Annotated in this window: 22 protein-coding genes; 10 read left to right on the top strand and 12 right to left on the bottom strand. The window is 65.4% G+C overall.

What is annotated here, in order from left to right:
• Window positions 1-5: 5 nt before the first annotated feature.
• From ACWHYV_RS12610 to ACWHYV_RS12620, 3 genes are read right to left on the bottom strand one after another with little or no spacing between them, the layout of a single operon-like run.
• Window positions 6-530, bottom strand: coding sequence for a hypothetical protein (locus tag ACWHYV_RS12610; protein WP_447976845.1), 525 nt, complete (start codon window positions 528-530; stop codon window positions 6-8).
• A gap of 2 nt (window positions 531-532) precedes the next feature.
• Window positions 533-2,698, bottom strand: a complete 2,166-nt coding sequence (gene glyS, locus ACWHYV_RS12615) for a glycine--tRNA ligase subunit beta (RefSeq protein WP_447976846.1) — start codon at window positions 2,696-2,698, stop codon at window positions 533-535.
• Between the two features lie 5 nt (window positions 2,699-2,703).
• Entirely contained in the window at window positions 2,704-3,606 is a 903-nt protein-coding gene (locus ACWHYV_RS12620; RefSeq protein WP_447976847.1) for a glycine--tRNA ligase subunit alpha, read from the bottom strand.
• A gap of 264 nt (window positions 3,607-3,870) precedes the next feature.
• On the opposite strand from ACWHYV_RS12620, the gene ACWHYV_RS12625 reads away from it, so the two are divergent.
• From ACWHYV_RS12625 to ACWHYV_RS12660, 8 genes are all read left to right on the top strand, one after another.
• The gene (locus tag ACWHYV_RS12625) at window positions 3,871-4,335 is read left to right on the top strand and encodes an RrF2 family transcriptional regulator (protein WP_447976848.1); all 465 of its coding nucleotides are present in this window, start codon (window positions 3,871-3,873) and stop codon (window positions 4,333-4,335) included.
• Between the two features lie 46 nt (window positions 4,336-4,381).
• Entirely contained in the window at window positions 4,382-5,374 is a 993-nt protein-coding gene (locus tag ACWHYV_RS12630) for a sulfate ABC transporter substrate-binding protein (RefSeq protein WP_447976849.1), read from the top strand.
• Between the two features lie 49 nt (window positions 5,375-5,423).
• Window positions 5,424-6,308, top strand: coding sequence for a sulfate ABC transporter permease subunit CysT (gene cysT / locus ACWHYV_RS12635; protein ID WP_447976850.1), 885 nt, complete (start codon window positions 5,424-5,426; stop codon window positions 6,306-6,308).
• Between the two features lies 1 nt (window position 6,309).
• Window positions 6,310-7,125, top strand: coding sequence for a sulfate ABC transporter permease (locus ACWHYV_RS12640; RefSeq protein ID WP_447976851.1), 816 nt, complete (start codon window positions 6,310-6,312; stop codon window positions 7,123-7,125).
• A complete protein-coding gene (locus tag ACWHYV_RS12645) occupies window positions 7,122-8,213 on the top strand; it encodes a sulfate/molybdate ABC transporter ATP-binding protein (RefSeq protein ID WP_447976852.1) in 1,092 nt (363 codons plus the stop codon). The genes ACWHYV_RS12640 and ACWHYV_RS12645 overlap by 4 nt, the downstream gene beginning before the upstream one ends.
• A 115-nt stretch (window positions 8,214-8,328) precedes the next feature.
• Entirely contained in the window at window positions 8,329-10,191 is a 1,863-nt protein-coding gene (locus ACWHYV_RS12650) for a transketolase (protein ID WP_447976853.1), read from the top strand.
• 13 nt (window positions 10,192-10,204) lie between these two features.
• The gene (locus ACWHYV_RS12655) at window positions 10,205-10,906 is read left to right on the top strand and encodes a Crp/Fnr family transcriptional regulator (RefSeq protein ID WP_447976854.1); all 702 of its coding nucleotides are present in this window, start codon (window positions 10,205-10,207) and stop codon (window positions 10,904-10,906) included.
• 122 nt (window positions 10,907-11,028) lie between these two features.
• A complete protein-coding gene (locus tag ACWHYV_RS12660) occupies window positions 11,029-11,994 on the top strand; it encodes a multicopper oxidase domain-containing protein (RefSeq protein WP_447980721.1) in 966 nt (321 codons plus the stop codon).
• A 108-nt stretch (window positions 11,995-12,102) separates the two neighbouring features.
• On the opposite strand, the gene ACWHYV_RS12665 is transcribed toward ACWHYV_RS12660, so the two are convergent.
• A complete protein-coding gene (locus ACWHYV_RS12665; protein ID WP_447976855.1) occupies window positions 12,103-12,420 on the bottom strand; it encodes a cupin domain-containing protein in 318 nt (105 codons plus the stop codon).
• A gap of 127 nt (window positions 12,421-12,547) precedes the next feature.
• The gene (locus ACWHYV_RS12670) at window positions 12,548-13,453 is read right to left on the bottom strand and encodes a CoB--CoM heterodisulfide reductase iron-sulfur subunit B family protein (RefSeq protein ID WP_447976856.1); all 906 of its coding nucleotides are present in this window, start codon (window positions 13,451-13,453) and stop codon (window positions 12,548-12,550) included.
• 135 nt (window positions 13,454-13,588) lie between these two features.
• Here ACWHYV_RS12670 and ACWHYV_RS12675 point away from each other — a divergent pair, with 135 nt between their 5' ends.
• Window positions 13,589-14,836, top strand: coding sequence for a GIDE domain-containing protein (locus ACWHYV_RS12675; protein WP_447976857.1), 1,248 nt, complete (start codon window positions 13,589-13,591; stop codon window positions 14,834-14,836).
• Window positions 14,837-14,866: 30 nt separating this feature from the next.
• Window positions 14,867-15,451 carry a LemA family protein gene (locus ACWHYV_RS12680; protein ID WP_447976858.1) on the top strand — a complete coding sequence of 195 codons (585 nt, stop codon included), beginning with the start codon at window positions 14,867-14,869 and terminating at the stop codon, window positions 15,449-15,451.
• Between the two features lie 574 nt (window positions 15,452-16,025).
• Here the strand turns inward: ACWHYV_RS12680 and ACWHYV_RS12685 are convergent.
• The 7 genes from ACWHYV_RS12685 to ACWHYV_RS12715 form a co-directional block, all read right to left on the bottom strand.
• Window positions 16,026-16,478, bottom strand: a complete 453-nt coding sequence (locus ACWHYV_RS12685) for a hypothetical protein (RefSeq protein ID WP_447976859.1) — start codon at window positions 16,476-16,478, stop codon at window positions 16,026-16,028.
• A 52-nt stretch (window positions 16,479-16,530) separates the two neighbouring features.
• Window positions 16,531-16,779, bottom strand: coding sequence for a hypothetical protein (locus tag ACWHYV_RS12690; RefSeq protein WP_447976860.1), 249 nt, complete (start codon window positions 16,777-16,779; stop codon window positions 16,531-16,533).
• A 244-nt stretch (window positions 16,780-17,023) separates the two neighbouring features.
• Window positions 17,024-18,475 (bottom strand): RtcB family protein, encoded by a 1,452-nt coding sequence (locus ACWHYV_RS12695; RefSeq protein ID WP_447976861.1) that lies wholly within the window; start codon window positions 18,473-18,475, stop codon window positions 17,024-17,026.
• A 35-nt stretch (window positions 18,476-18,510) separates the two neighbouring features.
• Window positions 18,511-18,951: an archease gene (locus ACWHYV_RS12700; RefSeq protein WP_447976862.1), complete on the bottom strand. Its 441-nt coding sequence runs from the start codon at window positions 18,949-18,951 to the stop codon at window positions 18,511-18,513.
• 5 nt (window positions 18,952-18,956) lie between these two features.
• Window positions 18,957-19,928, bottom strand: coding sequence for a succinate dehydrogenase/fumarate reductase iron-sulfur subunit (locus ACWHYV_RS12705; RefSeq protein WP_447976863.1), 972 nt, complete (start codon window positions 19,926-19,928; stop codon window positions 18,957-18,959).
• Between the two features lie 141 nt (window positions 19,929-20,069).
• Entirely contained in the window at window positions 20,070-21,200 is a 1,131-nt protein-coding gene (locus ACWHYV_RS12710) for a M24 family metallopeptidase (protein ID WP_447976864.1), read from the bottom strand.
• A gap of 85 nt (window positions 21,201-21,285) precedes the next feature.
• Entirely contained in the window at window positions 21,286-24,630 is a 3,345-nt protein-coding gene (locus ACWHYV_RS12715; RefSeq protein WP_447976865.1) for a YhdP family protein, read from the bottom strand.
• Between the last annotated feature and the right edge of the window lie 169 nt (window positions 24,631-24,799).

Here is a 24,799-nt window from a genome sequence, read left to right on the forward strand (position 1 = left end):
ATGAATTACGTTGGAAATGACGACTGCTGGTACCGCTCGAGCTGCAGGCGATACCGGCGGATCAGGACGCGTTTGAGCCACACGCCGAAGACGATGATCGACACGACGAAGGCGCCGAACACGAACAGTCGGTAGTCGACTTGCTCGCCGTCGTCGAAGTACAGCCGCCCGTCGCCGCCCTTGACCACCTCGGTCTCGCTTTGGATCTTGTGCGTCTCGCCGCTCGGGTCGGAGAGGTTGAGCCATTCGGAGCACAGCCGTATCGGCTGGGTGTCGCCTTCGACCTTCCGCCACGTGAACCGGAGACAGACGTCCTGCATGGGGTTGAAATGGTCCGGAATGCGGATGAGCTTGTCGAGGTTCAGGCCGCTGATCCACATGCCGCCGAGGAAGATCGCGTTACAGAGGATCATCATCGCAACCGTGACCAGCAGGCTGTACCGGCGGAGGCGGGCGGCGGCCTCTTCGGAGAGAGACGGCCGGGCGGTCGGCGGAGGCGGCTCCTCACGCAAGGCGGGCAGCGCTCCCATGCTTAGGCACCTTGAACGGCGATCTGCGAGAAATCGGCGACCGTCAAGAACACGCGATCGACGGACGCCAGCAGCGACAGCCGGTTCGCCCGCAGCCGTTCGTCGTCCGCATTGACGAGCACGCCGGTGAAGAACGCGTCGATCGCCGGTTTCATCGCGACGAGCGCGTGGAGGGCCGCCCCGTACTCGCGACGGGCGACGGCCTCGGGCACCGACCGGCCCGCGTCCTGCACCACCGTGAACAGCTCGGATTCGGCCGGATGTTGGAACAAGCCGGGGTCGATGTCCTCGCGCGCCCACTTCTCCTTCTCGACGATGCGATGCGCGCGCTTGAACCCGACCATCAACGGATCGAACTCGGGCCGGGCGGCGATCTCGTGAAGCGCGGTCATCCGAGCCAGCAAGTCCCCCAGGTCCAGCCGGCCGCCCTCCGCCTGGAGGGCCGGCTTCAGCACCGCGTCGATGACGTCCTCCCGGAGGCCGCGCGTGGTCCGTGCGTAGTACCGAAGGCGGTCGGCGATGAATTCGAGCGGACTGCTGGAGCCGGCTTTCTTGAAGCCCTGGCCCTGGACCAGGTCGGTCGCCAGGGCCAGCGCCTGAGCCAGATCGAGTGAAAGCCCCCCTTCGACGATGAGACGGACGATCGCCGAGGCGTGCCGGCGCAAGGCCAGCGGGTCCTCCGAGCCGGTCGGGACGATCCCGACGTGAAACATCGCCGCGATGGTGTCGAGGCGGTCGGCCAGCGAGAGGATCATGCCCGCCGCCGTCTCCGGCAACGGCCCTTCCATCGCCTTGGGCAGGTAGTGATCGCGAATGGCGCGGCTCACGACCTCCGATTCCCCGTCATGAGCCGCGTACTCGCCCCCCATCACGCCCTGCAGGGTGGGAAACTCCCCGACGAGCCCGGTGAGCAGGTCCGCTTTGCTCAGCTCGGCTGCCCGGCGGCAGGATCCGGCCAACTCGGCCTCACCCGCCATCTCCGCGATGGACCCGGCGAGATCCCGAACGCGTTCGGTCTTCTGGTAGACGCTCCCCAGTTTCTGATGGAACGTGACGCCCTTGAGCTTCTCCACGCGCTCGGCCAGCGGGACTTTCCGGTCCTCGTCGAAAAAGAATTTCGCATCGGCCAGCCGCGCCGCCAGCACGCGTTCATTGCCCTCCCGGATCAGCCGCATATCCGAGAGCTTCATGTTCGTGACCGACAGGAAGGCCGGCAGGAGGCCGCCGTCCTTGCGGACCAACGAGAAGAAGCCTTGATGCTCCTTCATCGCGGTCATGAGCACTTCTTTCGGGACCGTCAGATAGGTCGGGTTGAAGCTGCCCTGGATGGCGTGCGGGTATTCCACCGTGAAGACCGCCTGCTCCAGCAGGTCTTCGTCCCGATGCAAGACGCCCCTGGCTGATTTGGCCAGCCGGGTCAATTGGTCGACGATCATGGCCTGTCGTCTGTCTTGGTCGGGGATGACGCCTCGGCGCTCCAACGCCTTGATGTATTCCTTGAAGTTCTTGACCGCAAGGCCGCGTTTGTCCGATGGTCCCTTCGATCCGAGCACGCGGTGCCCCCAGGTGCGCGAGCCCGCCGTCAGCCCTCCGAAGCGGACGTCGACCACCCGTCCATTATAAAGGGCCAAGAGCCAGCGGATCGGGCGGGCGAAGCGCAGGCCGGACGCATTCCATCGCATCGACTTGGGGAAGCTCAGCGATGCCAAGAGCCCCGGCAAGAGGTCGGCGAGGACGGCGGCCGTGGGCCGACCAGGATCACGCTTCACGGCGCAGAGATACTCTCCCTTGGGAGTGTGGCGGGTTTCGAGCGCTTCGACGGCGACCTGCTGGGAGGCGGCAAACCCCAGGGCGGCTTTCGTCGGGGCACCGGCCGCATCGACGGCGACCGATTTCGGAGGGCCCAGGATTTCGGCGATGACCGGTTCCTGGTGGCCCGCGAGATCTTCGACGACCAGGACGAGGCGGCGGGGGGTTCCCAGCGTGTGCACCGCCCCGTGGCTCAACCGATGCTCTTTGAACAGCCGGACGGCCTGCTCTTCCAGAGCCGCCAGCGCGGGGCGGACGAATTGATACGGCAGCTCCTCCGTGCCGATCTCGAACAACAATTCCGCGGTCGGCCTGGAAACGGCGGTCGCCGCTCTCGCCTTCGGCTTGGGCGTCGGCATCAGCGTCACCGCCTGGCGCCCGCCGCCGTGGAGGCCGTCCTCGGCGTCAGCAGCGGGAACCCCAAGCGTTCACGGTCCTTGACGTACGCCTCGGCACAGGCCCGCGCCAAGGCCCGGACGCGCGCGATGTACCGGGTGCGCTCCGTGACGCTGATGGCGCCACGGGCGTCGAGCAGGTTGAAGAGGTGCGACGTCTTGATGCAGCAATCGTAGGCCGGCAGCACCAGTCCGCGCTCGATCAGTCGCATCGACTCCGCCTCATAGGCTTCGAACGTCCGTTGGAGGAGCCCGACATCCGCCTGCTCGAAGTTGTACGTGGAGAACTGCACCTCGGTTTCATGATGGATGTCGCCGTAGCGGATCCCCTTCGTCCACTCGATGTCGAACACATTGTCGATCTGCTGCAGGTACATCGCAAGCCGTTCCGTCCCATACGTGAGCTCGACCGTGATCGGCTCCAACTCGATCCCGCCGATTTCCTGAAAGTACGTGAACTGAGTGATCTCCATCCCGTCGAGGCGAACTTCCCAGCCGAGCCCCCACGCTCCGAGCGTCGGCGATTCCCAGTCGTCTTGAATGAACCGGATATCGTGCTTCCGGGGGTCGATCCCGAGCATGGCGAGGCTGTCCAAGTAGAGCGACTGAATCTCGTCGGGCGACGGCTTGAGGACGACCTGATACTGATAGTAGTGCTGGAGCCGGTTCGGATTCTCGCCGTACCGGCCGTCCGTCGGCCGCCGGCACGGCTGCGGATAGGCCGAGCGCCAGGGCTCGGGCCCTAACGCGCGCAGAAAGGTCGCCGGGTGAAAGGTTCCGGCCCCCATCTCGAGATCATAGGGTTGATGAAGCACACATCCCAGGTCAGCCCAATACCGATGAAGGGAGAGAATCAGTTCCTGAAAGGTCACTGGCAGGTCCTGGTCATCGGTCGCACGGTACCGGGCAAGAAGTGAAGATGCGATGCTAAACGTCGCCAAGCTAACAAGAAGTTCGAGAAGCTGTCAAGCCGACGCGCGCCTACAAATCCTGAGTTTCCGCCGATGTCTCAACCGTGGAACCACTTAGTCCTTTCCAAGGACGACATCGCCGGCCTCACGATCCGGATCACTGCGCACTTGACGGCGCCGAACGGGAACGCGTATTGTCACAAAAGTTGAGTGACTCACTCGATTATGAGGTTCTCCAAGAAAAGCGAGTACGGGCTGCGCGCGTTGATCGAGCTCACCGCGCACTACGGGCGTACGTTGCTGCAGCGGCAGGAGATCGCCGGCCGGCAACACATCCCCATCGAATTTCTCGAGCAGATCCTCCTGGCGTTGAAGAATGCGGGGTTGCTCGCGAGCCGGCGGGGCGTGAGCGGCGGCTACACGCTCATCAAGCCGCCGGATGAGATCACGCTCGGCCAAGTCATCCGGATCCTCGACGGCCCCTTGGCGCCGATCGCCTGCGTGAGCAAGACCGCCTATCAGAAGTGCAGCGACTGCCCCTATGCCGAAGACAAGACGCCCGGCGCCTGCCCGATTCAGGGCGTCATGCTGAACGTCCGCAACGCCATCGCCGACATCCTCGACAACTATACGTTGAGCGATTTTGCCAAGCAGAGTGGGGCACTCTCTCATGCGCCGCGCCGCCATTAGCCATCGCACCGGGCACCGCGCCCCCGCATGGGCGGCGGGGGCCCTCTTGACCGCCCTCGTCCTTGCGTACGTGGTCGGGAGCGCTTCGGCTGCCGAGACCCGCGACCTCACGATCGCGGTGTACAGCGTGCCCAAGGAGGCCTACGAGACGCGATTGATCCCGACGTTCAAGCAGCAGTGGAAACAGCGGACGGGCCAAGACCTCCGGGTGCGGTCTTCCTACGGCGCGTCGGGCGCCCAAGCGAGGGCGATCATCGGCGGCTTCGAAGCCGACGTCGCGGCGTTGTCGGTCGAAGGCGACCTCGATCAGATCGTCAAAGCCGGTCTCATCACCCATGATTGGCGCAAGGAGCCCGGCCGGGGATATGTCAGCGCCTCGGTCGTGGCGTTCGGCGTCCGCAAGGGCAATCCGAAAGGGATCAAGACGTGGGAAGACCTCACCAAGCCCGGGGTGCAGGTGCTCTACCCGAACCCCAAGACCTCGGGCGGCGCCATGTGGGACGTCATCGCCATGTACGGGGCCGGCTTGAAGCTCGCCCCGCCGTCGCAAGGACCGCCGGATCGCTACGCCGCGGATCTGCTCACACGCATCCAGCGGAACGTCAAAGTGATGGACAAGAGCGGGCGGGAATCCGTGACGACGTTCGAGCGCGGGGTCGGCGACGTGATCGTGACCTATGAGAATGAATTGTTGCCGCGGATCAAGGCGGGCCGCCCGCTGGAGCTGGTCCTGCCGCCTCAGACGATCCTGATTGAAAACCCGGCGACCGTCGTCGACCGGTATGCCGACAAGCACCGCGCAAGGGACGTCGCGGACGCGTTCGTCGCGTTCCTGCACGGCGAGGAAGCGCAGCGGATCTTCGCCGAGTTCGAATTCCGGCCCGTCGCCCCGGCCGGGCCGGCGGCCAGAGCATTCCCCCAGCCGGCCGAGCTGTTCACGATCGCCGATCTGGGCGGCTGGGAGAAGGTCGCCACGCATCTGTTCGGCCCGCAAGGACTCTGGGTCCGGGCCGTGGAAGAACTGGCTCGAGGAAAGTGATCGCCCGCATGGCGTCACCATCCCCACCCGGTTGCGTCGGTCGGTCGGCATGACGCGGCATGCGCTGACAGCGCTCGCGCTCCGGTCGGCGGCCGTCGGCTATGTCGTCGTGCTCGTGCTGTTGCCCCTGTTGGCGATCGGGCAGCAATCGATCGAGGACGGCCTCGGTCGGTTCCTCGAGGACGTGCAGCAGCCCCAGGCGGCCGCGGCGCTCCTCTTGACGCTGCAAGCCGCCGCGATCACCACCGTGGTGAACGGCGCGTTCGGGCTGCTCTCCGCCTGGGTGCTCGTCCGCTACGAGTTCCCCGGCCGCGGATTCCTCAATGCGCTGGTCGATCTGCCGTTCGCGATCCCGACGCTCGTCGCCGGATTGATGATCGCCGCCGTCTATGGCGCCACGAGTCCGCTTGGGGCCTGGCTGGCGCGCGGCGGTATCGAGGTCCTCTACAATGTACCGGGCATCATCCTCGCGATGGTGTTCGTGACGATGCCGTTCACGATCCGGGCCGTGCAGCCGGTGCTCATGGAGCTCGAGCGTGATCAGGAGGAAGCGGCCTATACGCTCGGCGCCGGACCTTGGCTGGCCTTCCGGCGGGTGACGGTGCCGGCGATCCTCCCCGGCCTCCTGACGGGCGTCTTCCTCACCTTCGTGCGCGCGCTGGGAGAATTCGGCTCGATCGTCATCGTCGCCGGGAACATCCCGTTGAAGACGCAGGTCGCGTCCGTTTATGTCTACGGGGAGATCGAGAGCTACAACCCCCAGGGAGCGACGTCGGTGTCCGTGGTCGTCCTCGTGGTCTCGTTCCTGGCCTTGACGCTCCTCGAACGATTGACCCGGGCCCCGGGCGAGCGAGTGCCGGCGTTCGTCAAGGCCGCCGGGCGCCTGTTCTCCCGTGCTGCGTCTCGGGAGCCGGGATTGAGCGTCCCGCACTGATATGCGTCGCCTCCTGATTGCGCTCGTCTGGCTCTATTTCGCCGTGCTGCTGATCGGGCCGATCGCCTACCTCGGCACGCAGGCGTTCGGCGAGGGGGTGACCGCGTTCTGGAACGAGATTATCCGCCCGGAGGCCCTCCACGGCTTTCGGCTGACCGCGGAGATCACCGTGATCGTCCTGGCCGTCAATCTCGTCTTCGGCACCCTCACCGCGCTCGTGCTGGTCCGGCAGCGCTTCTGGGGGCGCACGCTGCTCAGCGGCTTGATCGACCTCCCCTTCGCCGTCTCGCCGGTGATCACCGGATTCATGCTGATCCTGTTGCTCGGCCCCGGCACCGTGTTGGGCGCCTGGTTCGGCACGATGGACGTCAAGGTCCTCTACGCCCTGCCGGCGATGGTGCTCGTCACGCTCTTCGTCACCTTTCCGTTCGTCGTGCGCGAGGTGACGCCGATCCTCCAGACGATCGGGACGGACGGCGAGGAAGCGGCGCGGACGCTGGGCGCCAACGAGTGGCAGATCTTCCTGCGGGTCACGCTGCCGGCCATTCGGTGGGGCGTGCTCTACGGGGCCACGTTGACGACCGCGCGGGCCATCGGCGAGTTCGGCGCGGTGCTCGTCGTCTCGGGCAACGTGCTCCTCATGACCCAGACCGCCACGCTGCACATCTACCAAAGCTACGTGGACTTCAACTACGTCGGAGCCTATGCCGTCGCCGCCGTGCTGCTGGCCGTGTCCTTCGTCATCCTCGTCGTGCTGGAGCTGACGAGGAGCCGGGCGGCGGCCGTGACCCCCACCGAGCACCCGAGGGTCGCATGAAGATCGAGGTGCGGCACCTCATCAAGCGGTTCGGCGACGTCGAGGCCGTCTCGAACGTCACGTTCCAAGTGCATGAAGGTGAGCTGCTCGGTCTGCTGGGGCCCAGTGGCAGCGGCAAGACCACCGTGTTGCGCATCATCGCCGGGCTGGAGTCCCCCACGTCGGGCGACATCTTCATCGACGGCGTCCGCGTGAACGACCTCCCCGTGCAGCGACGGAACATCGGGTTCGTCTTCCAGCACTATGCCCTGTTCAAGCACATGACGGTCTTCGACAACATCGCCTTCGGGCTCACGATCAAAAAGTGGTCGAAGCCGGACATCGCCCGCCGCGTCGGCGACCTGTTGACCTTGATGGGGCTGACCGGGCTCGCCGACCGGTACCCGCATCAACTGTCGGGCGGGCAGCGGCAACGGGTCGCCATCGCCCGCTCGCTCGCACCGAAACCCAGCGTGCTGCTGCTGGACGAGCCGTTCGGGGCCGTCGACGCGCAGGTGCGGCAAGAGCTCCGCGAGTGGCTGATCCGCCTGCACGACGACCTCAACGTGACGAGCCTGTTCGTGACGCACGACCAGGAAGAAGCGATGGAGGTGTCCGACCGCTTGATCGTGTTTTCGAAGGGCAAGCTCGAGCAGGTCGGTTCCCCGGCCGAAGTGTATGAAGAGCCCGCCACCGAGTTCGTCGCCCGCTTCATCGGGTCGATGAACATCGTGGAGGCCGAGGTCAAAGGCGGGGTCGCCCACGTGGGAGACTTCGAGTTTCCGGCGCCCGGCGTTCGGGACGGACAGCGCATCCGCATCGGGTTCCGTCCGTATTACGTGAAGCTTTCCGAGGACCCGGGCCACTTTCGCCAACAGGCCCGCCTCCGCCACATCTACTTCCTGGGGGTCGCCTACCGATTGGAGATCGAAACGGAGGGCGGCCTCATCCTGCGGTCGCGCCTCAACAAGGAGGAGTTCCGCCAGCGCCGCTTCGAAGTCGGTCAGCGGCTGTCCTATGCGATCACGCAATTTCGGATCCTGCCCGAGGATCACGCCGGCGACTCACAACGCGTGAAGCCGATCGCCGACACCCCGTTGACGCCGTGAACCACGCGGCTCGCCGGCCCGTGCGCAGCGTCGACCGCGGGTCCTGCAATTGACGCCCCGTCGATGGGTTTGTTACAAGATACTCAACACCCCTTAGCGCGAAGGAGCATGCCTCATGGCTGTGAGAATGACAGAAGACACGTTGATCACGGCGCTGAGCAACAAGGCCACGAAGCTCAGAATCGAGAGCGTCCGTGCCACGAGTGAAGCCGGCAGCGGGCACCCCTCCAGTTGCGCCTCGGCGGCCGACATCGTCGCCACCTTGTTCTTTTCCGTCATGCGCTACGACCCCAAGAATCCGAAGCATCCCAACAATGACCGCTTCATTCTGTCCAAAGGCCACGCCGCTCCCCTGCTGTACGCCGCATGGGCGGAGGCCGGGCTGTTCGACCAGAAGGAGCTGCTCCGCCTCCGGACGCTGGACTCGGATCTCGAGGGGCACCCGACTCCGAGACTGCCGTTCGTCGACGTCGCCACCGGCTCGCTCGGTCAGGGCCTGTCGGCGGGGGTCGGGATGGCGCTCAACGCGGCCCGGCTCGACCGGTCCTCGGTCCGCGTCTACGTGCTGATGGGAGACGGCGAATCGGTCGAAGGCTCGGTGTGGGAGGCGGCGGAAGTGGCCCGGCACTACCGGCTCGACAACCTCTGCGCGATCGTCGACGTCAACCGCTTCGGCCAGAGCGATCCCACGATGCTCGAACACGACATGGAGGCGTACCGGGCTCGGTGGAGTGGATTCGGCTGGCACGCGATCGTCGTCGACGGTCATAACATCCAGAAGCTCCTCGCCGCGTTCGAAGAGGCGGCGTTTACCCGAGGGAAGCCGACCGTCCTGCTGGCCCGGACGCTGAAAGGCAAAGGGATCCCCCTGATCGAGGATCAGCCGGATTGGCACGGCAAGCCCTTGAAGAAGGGCGAGCAGACGCAGAAGGCGGTCGACGAGCTGACCCGCCAACTTCGGCAAACGGCGGCGCCGCTCGAGATCCGGCGTCCGGAGCATCGCGTCAACGGGGCGAAACCCGTCAAGCCCATGGCGGCGCCGGCCTACCAGCCGACCGACAGCGTCGCGACGCGGGAAGCGTTCGGGACGGCGTTGGCGGCCCTCGGCGCGGCCAACCCGCAGGTGGTGGCACTCGACGCCGATGTGAAGAACTCGACCTTTACCGACAAGTTTGCCAAGCAATTTCCCGATCGATTCTTCGAAAACTTCATCGCCGAGCAGAACATGGTCGGCGCGGCCGTGGGGCTCGCGGCGTCCGGGAAGATTCCCTTCGCGGCGACCTTCGCCTGCTTTTTGACCCGGGCGTACGACTTCATTCGGATGGCGGCGATCAGCCAGTCCAACGTCAAGTTGATGGGCTCCCACGCGGGCGTCAGCATCGGAGAAGACGGTCCTTCCCAAATGGGGCTGGAAGACCTCGCGATGATGGCCGCCCAGCCCGGCGTCGTGGTTCTCTACCCGACCGACGCGGTCTGCACGCATCGCCTGGTCGAGTTGGCCGCCGGCCACCGCGGGCTCGTCTATATTCGGACCGGACGGCCCAAGTCGCCGATTCTCTACGGCGCCGACGAGACGTTTCGGATCGGCGGGTCCAAGGTCGTGCGCCAAAGCGCCGACGACCGGCTGACCATCGTGGCCGCCGGCGTGACGCTGTTCGAAGCGTTGCGGGCGCACGAGCAATTGAAGGACGCCGGGATCGCCGTCCGGGTCATCGACCTCTACAGTATCGCGCCCATCGACCGGCAAACGCTGCTCGAGAGCGCGCGTGCGACCCAGGGGCGTCTGCTGACCGTCGAGGATCACTATGAGCACGGCGGACTCGGCGACGCCGTGCTCGGGGCGGTCGGGAGCGAAGGTTTCCGCGTGCACAAGATGGCGGTGCGCGAGATCCCGCACAGCGGCAAGCCGGAGGAGCTACTGGACCGATATGGCATCAGCGCCCGTGCGATCGTCGAGACGGTCAAGCGTCTCGTCTGATCGGTTCATCAAGATGGCCGACCCTCTCCGGGCGATCCCCCTCTTCGACTTCGTGAAGGGGGCGGATCGCCGCCGGCTGGCCGCCGACGTCATCGAGACGCGCTACCGCAAGGGCGAGTTCATCTTCCGCGAAGGCGACCCCACCGAGTATTTCCACGTCGTCAAAGAAGGCGCGGTCAAATGCGTGAAGACGTCGCCCGAAGGCAAGGAAGTGACCCTCAAGGTCTTGCTGCCGGGCGACTTGTTCTGCTGTGAGGCCGCGGTCTTCGACGGGACGCCCCACCCCGGTTGCGCGCAGCCGATGGGGGACGTCTCCGTGTTGCGCCTGAAGAAGACCGACTACTTCGACTTGCTGCGGCGGAATCCGGAAGCCGCGCTCGAAGTCATCAAGTACCTGGGGAACCGGCTGCATGAAGCCCAGGAGCAAGCAAAAGTCCTGGCCCTGGAGACGGCCGAGCAGCGGCTCGCCGGGCTGTTCGTCAACCTCGTCAAGCGGTCGGGCATCCGTGACGGAAACGGGTATCGCTTGAACGTGCGCCTCACCCGTCATGATCTCGCCAACATGGTGGGGATCACGACCGAAACGGCCATCCGGATCATGGGACGATTCAAGCGCGCGAGACTCGTCAGCGGCACCGCCAAGCAGCTCGTGGTCCTCGACCTTCCCCGATTGCAAGCCCTCGCCTCCGCATCGGGCCTCGTGCCCGTGCTCTGATCGACGTTCAAAATTCCCAAAGTATGACGTGGGTCATGTTTTTCGGCGGGCGTTCTGCCGTATGCTCGGACCGGTTTTCTGTCAGTTCTGTCAGCGTCAACGAGAAGGAGGACAGCATGCGGATGGAATGGCGAAGGATGGTTGCCGGTGTCACCGCGGGGCTCGCCCTGCTGGCCGCGGCGTGGCCGGCCTCGGCCAAGACCCACGAGGTCAACATGACGGCCGTCGAGACCGAGGTGACGATCGACGGCGGCGGGGAAATCTACAAGGCCTGGACCTTCAACGGGCAGTTCCCGGGGCCGGTCGTGCGGGTGACGGAAGGGGATACGATCAAGTTCACGCTGACCAATCCCACGGAAAATACGTACCCACACGCGATGGACTTCCACGCGGCCGAGATCGATTTCCTGAAGAACTATCGGGCCATCAACGCCGGCGAGACGATCAGCTACACCTTCACGGCGAAGAAGCCCGGGGTCTTTTTCTACCACTGCGGCGCGCCGCCGATGATCCAGCACGTCGCCCGGGGGATGTTCGGCGCGGTCATCGTCGATCCGAAAGACGCCAAGGCGTGGCCGAAGGCCGACCGCGAATACGTCCTCGTGCAGTCGGAATTGTACAAGAATCCTGACGACGTGCAGGCGATGTTCGATCGGAAGTTCGACCACATCATCTTCAACGGCGGCGTCTTCAAGTACCACCCCTTCGTGACGGGCGGGAAGGCGCTGGAGGCGAAGCCGGGGGAGCGGGTGAGGATCTACTTCGTCAATGCCGGTCCGAACGAATTCTCGGCGTTCCATCCCATCGGCGAGATCTGGGACCAGGTGTACGAGAGCGGCAATCCGCACAACAAGCTGACGGGGGTGCAGACCTACGTGGTGGGACCCGGCAGCGCGGCGACCTTCGACGTCGTGGTCGAGTCCGCGGGCGCCTACCCGCTCGTCACGCACTCGCTCACGGGCGCCCTCCGCGGAGCCATCGCCGTCCTCGTCGCGACGCCGGATGCCAAACCGGCGCCGTTGATGCCGCAGACTCCCTGGAAGCTCGAGGTGCCGCCCACCGGGATCACCGCCCCTGCCGTTCCCTAGCCGAGGACGTCTCGGTGTGGCGCAGACTTGGAGGCGACCCCCGCCTCCAAGTCGCCATATCGGGGACTCCCTAGACCTGAAGAAGGAGGGACGCAGCGTCGGCGGCCGTCAGGGGTTTGGTGCGACGAACACGAGGACCTTCAGGCGGGCGGCGGTGTGGTTGCGAACGCCGTGTTCTTCTCCGGCCGGCGCCATCGTGCCTTGCCCCGGGCCGAGGACCCGTTCTTCGGAGCCGACGCGAAACGTCCCCTGCCCTTCGAGGACGAGGTAGACCTTGTCCTGCTCGCCATGGACGTGCCCCTTCTGCTCCTGCCCCGGCTCGAAGCAGTAGACGTCGCAAAAGAGCCTCGGCGTCTGGAACAGGTTGTTCTTCGTCATCTTCTCACTGCTGAATCTCGCCGCGTCCGCCAGGCTGACGACCTTCATCCTCGTTCACTCCTTCGTGGCAGTCTTGTCCGTCGAGTGCGTCTCGTGGAGTCCGTTCGGTCCGTCGTCGTGAGGTCTGTGAACTCGGTCGGGTCTCTTTTCAACGGAGCCCACCGACACGACGGACTCAACGGACCTGACGCGAATCCGTAGACCGGCGTTCGATGCTCCGGATAATCGAATCCACGGGGACGAGGTGCCGGGACGTACCGAGGTCCTTGGCCGGCACTCCCATGGCGAGACCCAGCAACTGCGGGAGATGCAAGATCGGAAGATTGAGCGGGACACGGAGGCTCCGTTCGGCGCGCTCTTGATAGATGTCCAAGCTCATGTGGCACAAGGGGCACGGGGTCACCATGAAGTCGGCCCCTTCGTCCTTCGCCTCCTTCATGTTCTTGCCCGCCATCGCGACGGCGATCGCCTCCTTCTCGAGAATGACCGGGAACCCGCAGCACTTCGTCCGCCCCGCATACGAGACCGGCTCCCCGCCGACGGCGTCGATGACTTTTTCCAACGACCTCGGATTCTCCGGATCCTCGAAGCCCAAGTCCCAGGACGGCCGGAGAATGTAACAGCCGTAAAACGGCGCGATACGGAAGTCGGCCAACGGAACCTTGACCTCCGCACGCAACCGCTGGAGTCCGATTTCGCGGACGACCATCCACAATAAGTGCTTGACCTGCACCGTTCCGCGGTACTCGATCCCCTCGGGTCGTAGCAGCGCATTGATGCGCTCCCGGGTGGTCGAGTCCTTCAAGTGCTTGTTCGCGGCGCTCATGATGCCCTGGCAGGTTCCGCAGATCGTCATGATGTCGAGGCCGAGCTGCTCCGCCTGGGCGAACGAGCGGGCGTTCAAGGCCAGCGCGGTATCCGGATCCGCCTCGCTCACGACGCCCGCCCCGCAGCAGGACGCCGCGGTCAACTCCACCACCTCGATCCCTAGGCGATCGATGATCGCCATCGTCGACTGGTACAGCTCCGGCGTGGCGCCTTTCGCCGCGCAGCCCGGATAAAGTGCCACCTTCAACGACATGCCGCGTCCTCCGCGCACAGCCTAACATAGGAGCCGGGCGATTTGCAGGCGGGTCGCGGCCGGGCTCGTGAGAACCGCCTGCTATACTTCCTATGCCGTATGTACTGCCCCCTATGTCAACGTCGTTTGATCGAGGTGCCCACGCTCCAGACTCCGCAGGTGGACGTCTGTCCGAGCCGGCACGGGGTCTGGATCGACCGGAGCGAGCTCGCCCTGTTCCTCGACGGCCGCGTGGAAGGGACCGGCGCGGGGCACGGCGGGATCGCCGTGAAAACCGACAGCGTCGCGTGCCCGCGTTGCACCGTGCTGCTCGACGAGCGGGTCGTGGCCGGTGAAGGCGCTTTTTCCTGCACCTCCTGTCGCGGCTGGTGGTTTCCCGAGGGCGCGCTCACCCGCTTGCAGCCCAGGCTCCAGAGCCGCGCGTCCCTCATCCCGGTCAACGAAGCGCTTTGGTACCAGCGCGCGAGGGCCCGAGGCGAGGCGCTCGAATCACGGCAGACCGCCCGCCGCCGCGGTAGGCATCACGGCCGGGTCGAGGACCTCCTCTATTGGGCGATCGTCTTCGGGATCGGCGTGCTGGCCCTTTCTGTCGCGCTGTGGGAAAGCGTGCACCGGGCGATCGCGAAGGGGCAGTGGATCCGGCCGCCCGATCGGGAATTCGTCCTCTTGATGCTCGGGGTCCTCGGCGGGATCGGACTCTTCATCTACGGCTTCGCAGTCAAGCGGCGCAAGAACCTGATCGAGGCAACCCCGACCTCCGCGGTCCGCTCCTTGGCCGTCGGGTTCGTCGAGATCGCCGGCGCCGCGGAGCCCGCGGGGCCGCCTCTGAACGCGCCCTTCAGCGCCATGCCGTGCGTGCTCTATTCTTATAAGGTCGACGAGCGCCAAGGGACCGGGAAGCACGCCCGTTGGGTCACGGTCGCGCAGGGACAATCGCACCAGGCCTTCTTCGTGCGGGATGCGACCGGCGCCGTCATGGTCCTGCCCGTCGGGGCGGACCTCGCGCTGGAGACGCGTGTCACGTATCGATCGGGCGGCATCATGGGGCTGCCGCCCACCGCGGAGGCCGGTCTGGCTCAGTTGGGGATCTCCACCGGTGGATGGCTGGACCGTACCGTCCGCGTGAGCGAGGGGTTCATTCTGCCGGGTGAGGCCGTCTACGTGCTCGGGACGGCCCAGGAGAACCGGGCGGCGACCGCGGTGAGCGAGAACCAGTCGCGTCTCTTCATCGGCCGCGAGGGGGAGCACGACTTCGTGATTTCGGACCGCAGCGAGCGGGAGCTGCTGGCCCGGCTGCGCTGGCAGGTCATCGGATTTCTCTCCGGCGGCCCCGCCCTCGCCGCCGCCTGCGTGTGGTGGGCGTTGTCACGCTATGTGGGATAGGCGTCGGTTCATTCAACCCGGGAGCTGATCATGACTGGACTCGTCGTGGGCACGACCCTGCTGCTGTTCGCCGTCATCGGCTTGATCGCGTATGCGGTCAGCACCTACAACGCCTTCGTCCGACTGGCCAACAACGTCGACAAGGCATGGTCCAACATCGACGTGATCCTGAAGCAGCGCCATGACGAGCTGCCGAAATTGGTCGAGGTCTGCAACAGCTACATGACCCATGAACGGGAGACCCTCGAAGCGGTGACGCGGGCGCGGGCGGTGTTCGACCGAAGCGTCACCGTGGACGAGAAGGCACGGGCTGAAAACGTCTTGACGGGCGCATTGAAGACCCTGTTCGCAGTGGCCGAGCAATACCCGGAGCTCAAAGCGAACCAGGAATTCCGCCATGTGCAGGAGCGGATCTCGGCGCTCGAAAGCACGATCGCCGACCGGCGTGAGTTCTACAACGAGTCCGTCAACGTCTACAACATCCGCATTGCCGAGATCCCCGCCGTCTGGGTCGCGCAGCAGAGCGGGTACCGGCCGCGGCCCTTGCTCGACGTTCCGCAGGCGGACCGCCAGGATGTCCCGCTAACCTTCGCCAATCGGGTGAAGCGAGCCTGATCGACCCACCGCTCGAGCACGCCGTGGTGCTGCGGCTCTCATCTCCCTGCCGTTCGGCTGAAATGCACCAGCCGTCCCTGCTGCTTGGTGCTTTTCACCCGTTCCTCCGCGACCCGGTCTTGCCCGGCTTCAGGGTCGCCATGCTAACTCCTTGACTCATCGATGGAACGCAGACCGCCATGACGACCGGGACAGTGGCACCGCTGTTGCCTCTTTATAACCATGGTGAGTGATGGGTTTGCGGTCACACGCCCTCACCAAAATCAGGCGGGGAAAGGAGGGGTTGGATGGACAACACGACTCCACCGGGCCAGTATCCCCCGCTGAGAGAAGTCCTTCCGAGGCCGGTGTCGAGCGATCGGACGTCGGGACGCCCAGGCTGATCCGCGCCTTCGTCCGCTAGGACGTGTACACGACGGGCGCCTATCCCTTGCCACGGGCCGCCGGTCCGGGTCGTCGGATCGCTCACCGCCCTTCTCCTCTCTCGGCGGGTTTCACAGAGACTGCTAGCATCGGCGTCACAAGCGCCCGAGACGGGTGGACCGTCCGCCCGTCTCGCCCTTGCCCCCTTCCTCTACGGCTGCTGCTTCTCGACGATCTGTTCGTGAGCCCGACGCCACGCCTGTTCCGACTTCTCGGCGAGCCGTAGCCAATCGTTCGCGCGCATCTCTGCCTCCAGGGTCCGATTCATCTCATCGGCTGCGCGGAGCAGATCCAACACCTGCCTTCGCTCGTCATACGGGATCTGGCGCCGGCGGAGAGCCAGGACGTGTTCTTGATCGTACCGCCGGATCTTCTTGAGCAAGTCCCCGATAGCCTTGCGGAGGAACAAGACCTGATCGCGGTCGCTGATGTTGCCGTCCCTTCTCGCCTCCCGGACCGCCGTCAGCAAGGGTTCGGCCTGAGCGGCCAGGTCGTGGTATTCGGCTCGCAGCTCGTTCAGGACCGGCACGGCTGCGCCCGAGGGGGCAGCCACGAGACAGACGACCGACACGAAGGCCGGGGCAAGACGGAGCGCCAGGTTCATCGCGGGACAACGGCCATGATGGGGAGAGACGGAGCGGGATACATCGGGAGGGTCAGCGGATCTTGAGCAACTCCATGGCCTTGTCCAAATGTTTTTTTTCGAGCTCGGCACGCGCTTGCGGGTTCATCACCGCGTCCTTGTTCTTGAGCGCCTCGGCGATCGCCCGCAGTTGCCGCGCCTCCTCGTACCGTCCGCTGTTCGACTGGACCTGGGCCTCGTGCCGGAGTCGATCGGCCAAGTCGTGCTCCGCGGTCGCGATCGTGAGACCGAGCGGCGGCGAGACCACCGATGCGAGAGCCACAAACATCGTTGCCGGGAATACTGCAATCGTTCGCATGGCTTCCCCTAGTTAGCAGCCGCTATGCCAGCGGTACAACCCTTCGCCACGGCAAGGGGTTTTCACTCCCCTGCCGGCGGCTCGGGGCCGGTGTGTCAATTCTTCCGGCACCGTCCTTTTCTCTTTCAGGGTACGCGTCCGCTCGTCCCCGGCGCTCCGAGTCCTTGGAGAAGGCGGCCGGATCTCACTGTTCGGAACCACGCCTCGTTCATCCTTTGATATTGCCGATCGGCCGCAGCTCCGCCACCTTCCGGGTAATACCCGCCAGCTGGACGGTCTCGACCACATCGGAAATGTTCTTGTAGGCGACCCCGGCTTCTTCCGCCAACCCCGACATCGAGACCGCCTTCACGACGATCCCACGCTGCTCCATCTGACGCCGGAGTTGATCGCCGCGCACGGTCCGTTTCGCCTGCGCGCGGGACATCGTGCGCCCTGAGCCGTGCATCGTCGACCCGAATGTCTCATGCATGGCCCGTTCGGTCCCGACGAGCAGGTACGACCCCGTTTCCATCGACCCTCCGCAGATCACCGGCTGGCCGACGGCCCGGTACAGAGCCGGCACCTCCGGACGCCCGGGGCCGAACGCACGGGTGGAACCCTTGCGATGCACGAGCAGGTCTCCCTCCTCGAACCGTTCCACCTTGGCGATGTTGTGCGCGACGTCATACACCAGGTGCATGCCCAACTCCTCCGCCGATCGGCCGAACACCGACGCGAACGCCTCTCGGATCCGGTGGGTGATGACCTGCCGATTCGCGAACGCGCTGTTCGCGGCGCAGTTCATCGCGGCGAAGTAGTCGTGGCCTTCGGGCGAGCGGAACGGCGCGCAGGCGAGCTGTTGATCCTTCACCGTGATCCCGTAGCGCCGCATGGCTTGTTCGAAGACGCGGAGATAGTCGCTGGCGACCTGGTGCCCGAACCCCCGTGAGCCGCAGTGCACCATCACGACGATCTGATCATGGCCGGTGATGCCCAGCGCCGCCGCGGCGGCCGGATCGAAGATCCGATCGTTGGAGACGACCTGCACCTCGAGGTAATGGTTGCCGGCGCCGAGCGTCCCGAGTTGCGTGTGCCCGCGCTCGACGGCATGGTCGCTGACCTTGCCCGGATCGGCGCCGGCGAGGCAGCCCCCGTCTTCGATCCGTTCGAGGTCTTCGTGCCAGCCGTACCCGTGCTCGATGCACCACCGCGCGCCTCGCTTCATCACATCGTCGAATTCGGCTCGGTTGAGCCGGACGAATCCCTTGGCGCCGACCCCGGCCGGAACGCGCCGGAACAGCTCGGTCATGAGCAGATCCAGCCGCGGCTTGACGTCCTCGAGGGTGAGGTCGGTGCGAATGAGCCGCATGCCGCAATTGACGTCGTACCCGACGCCGCCCGGCGAGATCACCCCTTCATGGAGATCGAAGGCCGCGACCCCGCCGATTGGAAACCCATACCCCCAATGACCGTCCGGCATGCAGAGCGCATAGCGGCGGATGCCGGGCAGGCACGCCACGTTCGTGACCTGCTCGAAGACGCCGCTGTCCATCTCGGACAGGATCGTCTCGGTCGCATAGATCCGCGCCGGCACCAACATCCCCGGCTTCTCGGAGGCCGGGATCTCCCAGACCTGATCGGTCACGCGGGTCACGGCCATGCTCGTGTTCAGTTTCATGTCCATCCAGTTCGTGTCAAATGTCCCAGTTCGTGTCAAATGTCGACCACGACCCGGGCCGTCCACCGTGGACCGTCGCGGCGGAGCTCATAGAGATGCTTCGTGACGGCCTTGATGTCCGCCCGCAAGCTATGCTTGGTCGCGTCGATCGTCTCGCCTTCCAGGACGCCCTGGAGCCGCCAGGTGTCTCGTGCGTCGTCCCGGCTGACGGTTGCCTGCGCCGAACGCAGCACCATACCATCCACGTCCTTATAGAATACGATGTCCGACAGCCAGTCGAACAGTAGGGCGTCGAGGGCCGGGTCCTCGCGCTCGATCGTCCGCCGGCGGGCGGGGAGGACCGTCTGCGGGTCCACCATCGTGTCCACGACCGCTTGCGCCGCCGCCGTGAACAGCTCGGAGGGCGAATCGCCGGTGGCTTCAAAAGCCGCGTCGGCTACGGCCACGTCGTCGAGGAACCGAAATGAGGCGGCCATGAAGGCTACCGTGCGGCCTTCCGGGTGCGGCGGGCGGCGAAGATCGCGCGGACCTGGGCAATGCCCGGAATGGGCGGGTTGAAGGGATTCGGGACCTTGCCGCGGACCAGCATTTTCAACCCCAGGGGCAGGACGTGCAGGAGGCGCGCCGGGTGGAAGCCGACCACTTTGAGCGGCATCACCGCTTCGTTCAATCGGCCTTCGTGCTCGACCAGCTCCGCGAATCCGGTGATGTGGCGCGCGCCGCCGCTGGCCGTCACTCCCCGTTCGATCGCGGCCCGCCGCAAGCGGACGATCGCCTCCATCGGCTTGACGTCCTTGGGACACACCTGCACGCAGAAGTTGCACCGGACGCAGTCCCACATGCCGTCGGGGCCGTCGAACGCTCGCAGCCGCGCGGTCTTGGCGGCATCGGGCTCGCGCGGATCTTCGAGGAAACGGTCGGCCTTTGCGAGCGCGGCCGGGCCCAGGAAGCCCTTGGACACTTCATGGGACGTGCAGGCGGCCACGCACGCCCCGCACATGATGCAGGCATCGACGTTGTGAAAGTCGAAGGCGCCGGGCAGCAGGGTCAACTGGCCGTCGGCCGAACGCGGACCCTCCGGCGCGTCGGTCGTGAGCCACGGCGTGACCGCGCGGACCTTCGCCCAGAAGGGGGACATCTCGACCACGAGATCCTTGATGATCGGCAAGTTCTTCAGCGGGGCGACGTGCACGCCGCCGTGACGCTCCAGCTCCTTCCGTACCGACGTCCGGCAGGCCAGCTTCTCGTGCCCGTTGATCGTCATCGCGCAGGAGCCGCAGATCGCCGAGCGGCAGGAGTACCGGAAGGCCAAGGCGCCGTCCTGCTCGTTCTTGATCCGGATCAAGCCGTCGAGCACGGTCGTGCCCCGGCCCACCTCGAGCCGGTAGTCCTCGTCATGCGGGTGCGACTCGGTTTCCGGATTGTAGCGTTGGATCGTGAACGTCAGGCGCATGTGTGAAGATGGTTGAGTCCGTTTAGTCCGTTAGGTCCGTTAGATCAGTTACGGACAAGACGGACTCAACGGACAAAACAGACAAAACGCTTCTTCCGGCACCTAACGGACTCAACCGACCCAACGGACTCAACGCTCCCCTCATTCCAGCTCAAACGTCTTCGGGTAGTTCGTGAGGTTCCGGCAGCCGTCTTTGGTGACCAGCACCATGTCCTCGAGACGGACGGCGCCGAGGCCTGGATAGTAGAGGCCGGGCTCGACCGTCACCACTTCGCCTTCCTGCAGGATCGAACCGGTGCGGCTGATGCGCGGCGGCTCATGGATGTCCAAGCCGACGCCGTGTCCGGTGCCGTGGAAGTACCCTTGCATCCGGCCGTCGACGAGACCGGTCTTGTAGCCGGCCCGTTCGAACCGCTCGCAAATGCCCTGATGGATCTTGGCGCCGTCCGCCCCGTCCCGGATCTTGGTGATCGCGTCTTCTTGCGCGTCCTTCACGGTCTGGTACAGGCGGCGAAGCTCCGGCGACGGACGCCCCTTGATGACCGTGCGCGACATGTCGGCGAAGTACCGGGTCTGGGCGGACCGGGGGAAGACGTCGAAGATGATGCTGCGGTCCGCCGGCAAGGGGCCGCTGCCTTCGTGGTGCGGATCGCAGGCCTGATCTCCGCCCGCCACGATCGTGTGCTGGGCGACGCACTCGCGTTCCATCAACGTGACGTTGATCAGCCGCTTGATCCATTCGGAGGTGATCGGCTGGTCGTCGAGCCACAGCAGCCCGTCCCGCACGGCGGCCTGCCGCAACGCCGCGTGGGCCGCCGCCACCGCATCTTCGGTGGCGCGCTGGCTGGCCTCGATGTACCGGACTTCTTCCGCCGTCTTGATCGCACGCTGCTCGAAAAACGGCTCTTTCTTGGTCTCGAGCGTGTAGCCGAGCTGCTGCAGGCGGAGCGCATGGACATAGGGAAAATTGCCGGGGACGAGCAGGCGCGTGATGCCGGCCGGCTCGAGCACGGCGTGGACGACATCGGCCGTGGCCGGATCGGCGACCCCGCGTGCTTTCACGGCCCGTTCGAGCTCGCTGTACGACAACACGCGATCCGCGGTCGCCTGCTCGCGCGCCCGGTCCAGCTCCAAGTCGCTCATGACGAGGAGCCGTTCGCCCTTCACCTCGAGGAAGACGAACGGGTCCGGCGCGATGAAGCGCGTCGCATAATAGAGATTGGAATCCGTTTCGCTGGCTGCGATCATCAGGACGGCGCGGTCGGCGTTCATGAGCCTCTCCTCGTTCGCTGATCCCCCGGCGGGATGCGCTCCCGTTTCCTTCTGTCTTGCATCGTAGCATTCACCCTCGGCCCCATCAAGGTAACCGCGGCTCCGGCCGGTCGTCGTTCTTGCCGTGCCGTCCCGCGTCCGAGGGTTCGTCGCTCGGTGAGACGATCTCCTTCGGCAGCATCAGCGTGTTGCGGAGGACATCGAAGGCGAGCTGCGCGAGCCCCGTCATGCCCTTGGCGAAGGACCGGAGCGGCATGTACGTCACGTCCGGGTCCCTCAAGGACCCTTTGACCTCGAACAAGGCCGTCCCTTCCCGCTCGCCTTTGAAGAGCTTGCCGAAGAGGGGGATGCTCTTGAGGAGCTGTGAATACGATCCGAACGGACTGACCACGACGACCGCGTTGACGTGGTCGTCGGCGATGTCGTAGTTCCCGGCGGCGCTCATCTTCATCACCGGGCTGTCGATGACGAGGTTGTCTTCGGTCAGGATCCCGTTGGAGAGCGAGAAGGACCCGATGATCCTGTCGAAGGGGAACCCGTCCTTGTTGAGGTCCACCTTGCCTTGGAGGAGGGTCGGCAGGTTCAAGATCGTGATGATCTTGGGCACGATCGTCCCCTTTCGGATATGACCGTTCTCCAGCAAGAACTCCGATTTGCCGTCCAGGCTGTGCACGAACCCCAACGGATCGCCGTCGTTGCCGCGGAAGGTGCCGCTGGCCGACAGGCTGCCGACGATCATGCGCGACTCGGTGCCGGTGATCTCGATGAGCTTCTCGACCGGCAGTCCGGAGACCCGATAGCTCACGTCGACTTCCGCGGTCTTGTCCCTGGGCAGCGCGACGACCAGTCGTCCGGCCAAGTGGCCGTCTTCCGTGTCGGCGCTGATGCGATCGACGTCCAGCGCGCCGTTCTTGATGTTCAGCCGACAGGTGAGCCCGGTGAAGGTCAGCGTCTTGTAGACCCCGCGATCGATCGAGACCGCCGCCATGACTCGGCTCGACTCGGCCAGGAGCTCGAGGAAATCCCGGATCGGCGACCGCCTTCCTTTCGGAATCAAGAGGTCCAGATCCAACTGCGCGGACTCGATCTCCAGGTTGAACAGCGGACTGCGGGTCCAATTGCGGACGATGCCCGCCAGGCGGACGTCGCTCTCCTTGATCTTGAACGCCAGCCGTTTGATGTCGGCGACGCTCCGCATGATTTTCAGCCGGAGATAGAGGTCCGTCAGCGTATGCTCGACGCCTTTCGGCGCCACCAGGCCGTCGGTCAACGCCACCCATCCGTTCGTCTGCCAGGCGCGCCAGTCGGCGCCCTTCCCCTTGACGTCGAGCGAGACCTCGATGATGCCGTCCTTGAACGGCCCGACCGTCATGCCTTGCGGCAGTCCGGCGAGCGACACCGGCCCCGAGACGAGCGCGGCGTCGACGGCGAAGCCGTTCGCCCACCGCACCTTGCCCTTGGCTGCGAGACGGAACGGCGGGAGGACCAGCTCCAGGCGGTCGACGGCGGCGCCGGCGTCCGGCCCCAACGCGCCTTCGAATTCGATCGAGGCCGAGGTGCCGGCCGGCTTGTGGACCCAGTCCGGGACTGAAAAATCGGTCTCCCGCAAATCCACTACGCTCTTCAGGCGCGGTGAGTCCACGGGCCCCGTGAGGATGCCTGAGCCGCTGGCCATCCCTTGCCAAGCCAGTGCGGCCGGCAGCTCCAGTTCGAACATCTGGAGGATCTGAGCGATCTCACCGCGCGCCCGGACCGTGAAGTCCTGATACAGGCTCGGCTGGCCGAAGGAGATCCCGCCGCCGATCTCGAACATGGTGCGCCCCAGGCGTCCACCCAGCTTGTCGAACTCGACCCCGGTCTTGGAATAGAGAAAGCGGCCGTTCAGATCGACGATCCGTTCCTTGAGCCGCGGCGTCCGGAGCCAGACGTCCTGCGCAAGGACCTCCGCCCGGTTGATCCGGAGCTGGTCCGGGTCTTTCAAGGAGCCGCCGATCGAGAGCGCAATCTGCGACTGCCCCTTGACGTCGGACAGCTCCGCAAAGCCGCGGGCGATAGGCGGCACCTTGATGCCCTTGGCCAGGGTCGCGACGAGGTCGGCGGCGCCGAGCTCGCCGCGGACCTCCAATTCGAGCCAGGGATCGACTTCGAGCGGGCTCACCAGCGCCTTGCCGGCCGTGATCCGCATCGGCCCATAGCTGCCGCTGAGCTCGGCGACGCGGACCCGGTCGGGCTCCACGAAGACGGTCCCGGAGAGCTGCTGGATGAGCGTACGGTCCTGTCCCACGACCATCCGCCCGTCTCGAACCTGAAACTCCCCGGTGAGCGAGAAGCGGGGCTGCGGGGTCGTGGACCCCGTGACGGTCGCCGTGACGACCTCCACGCTGCCGGCCAGCTCACGCTCGATCAGCGCGGTCTGGATCGTCGCCGGGAGCCACTGGATCGGAAACCGCGTCAGGAGCTCGTCGAGGCTGATCTGCGAAGAGCTGAAGGTCAGTGAGAAGGTCGGCTGGGCGGCCATCAAACCCGACACACTCGCTTGGCCGGTGATGGAGAGGCGTTCGACTTCCGCTTTCATCTTCGACAGGACCATGTCGTAGCCGATGATGCCGGGGGCGATGCTGATTTGACCGTGAACGTTCAAGACCCCGTGCACCCGCGCGGGAACCGGCCGCGGGCCGAAGAAGTCGGCGAGTTGGCGGATGTCGAGCTGGTTCGCCTCCGCTGCGCCGTCGAACGTCAGGGCAGGGAGATGGCCGCCCTCTTCGGAGCTGATGCGCACGGTCGGAGCCCGTTCAGCGATCCGGCCGGCGAGCATGAAGGTGGATGGCTGCGCGCCCGTGGCGATCATCCCGCGGAGCTCGAGGTCCGCTTGAGTTCCCCGCGGGCCGACCTCGAGCTTGGCGTGGAGGCCGTCGATGTTCATGGAGCGGGGGCCGTCGGGACGGAATTCGTCGATGAGGACGACTTGCCCGTCGGTGATCGTGCTGTCTCGGATGCGGAGGAGCAGGCCGAGCGGGTCGCCGAGCGACTCGCCGGCCTGCTCCGGGCTTCCGCTGAAGTTCCACCGTCCCTCGGCATCGCGCCGGAGCTTGAGGCGGGGTCGTTCGAGGAGGAGCCGCTTGCCGACCACTTGCTGGCGCAACAGCGAATACGCGCGCAGGACGAGGTCCAGTCGATCCGCGGTAAAAAAGACTTGGGAAGGATCGAGGTCGCGGATGACGACGTCGGTGAGCTCGAGCCGGATGCGAGGGAACACTTCGAGGCGGGTCCGACCGACCTCGATCTTCCGGCCCAATTGCTGTTCGACCTGCCCGAGCAGGAACTGCTTGACCCCGGCGGGATCGTACAGGAGCGGAAACGCCAGAATGCCGAGTGTCAGGAGGAGGACAACGAGGACGACGACGATCAGTGTTCTGGGGCGAACGGTCACTCCTCCTCTCCGGAACGCACGTAAGAACGTGTAATCTTACCGAACAAGTCGTTGAAAAGGAAGGCTCGCGCTCAGGAGAAAGGTTCAGGTTGAGGGTTGAGGCTAAGGCTCGGGGTAAGGTTCATCGTCCCGGTTCTCGTTCTTCCCTCCTCCATTCATCACTCAGCAC

The organism is Candidatus Nitrospira bockiana (genome assembly GCF_965152565.1).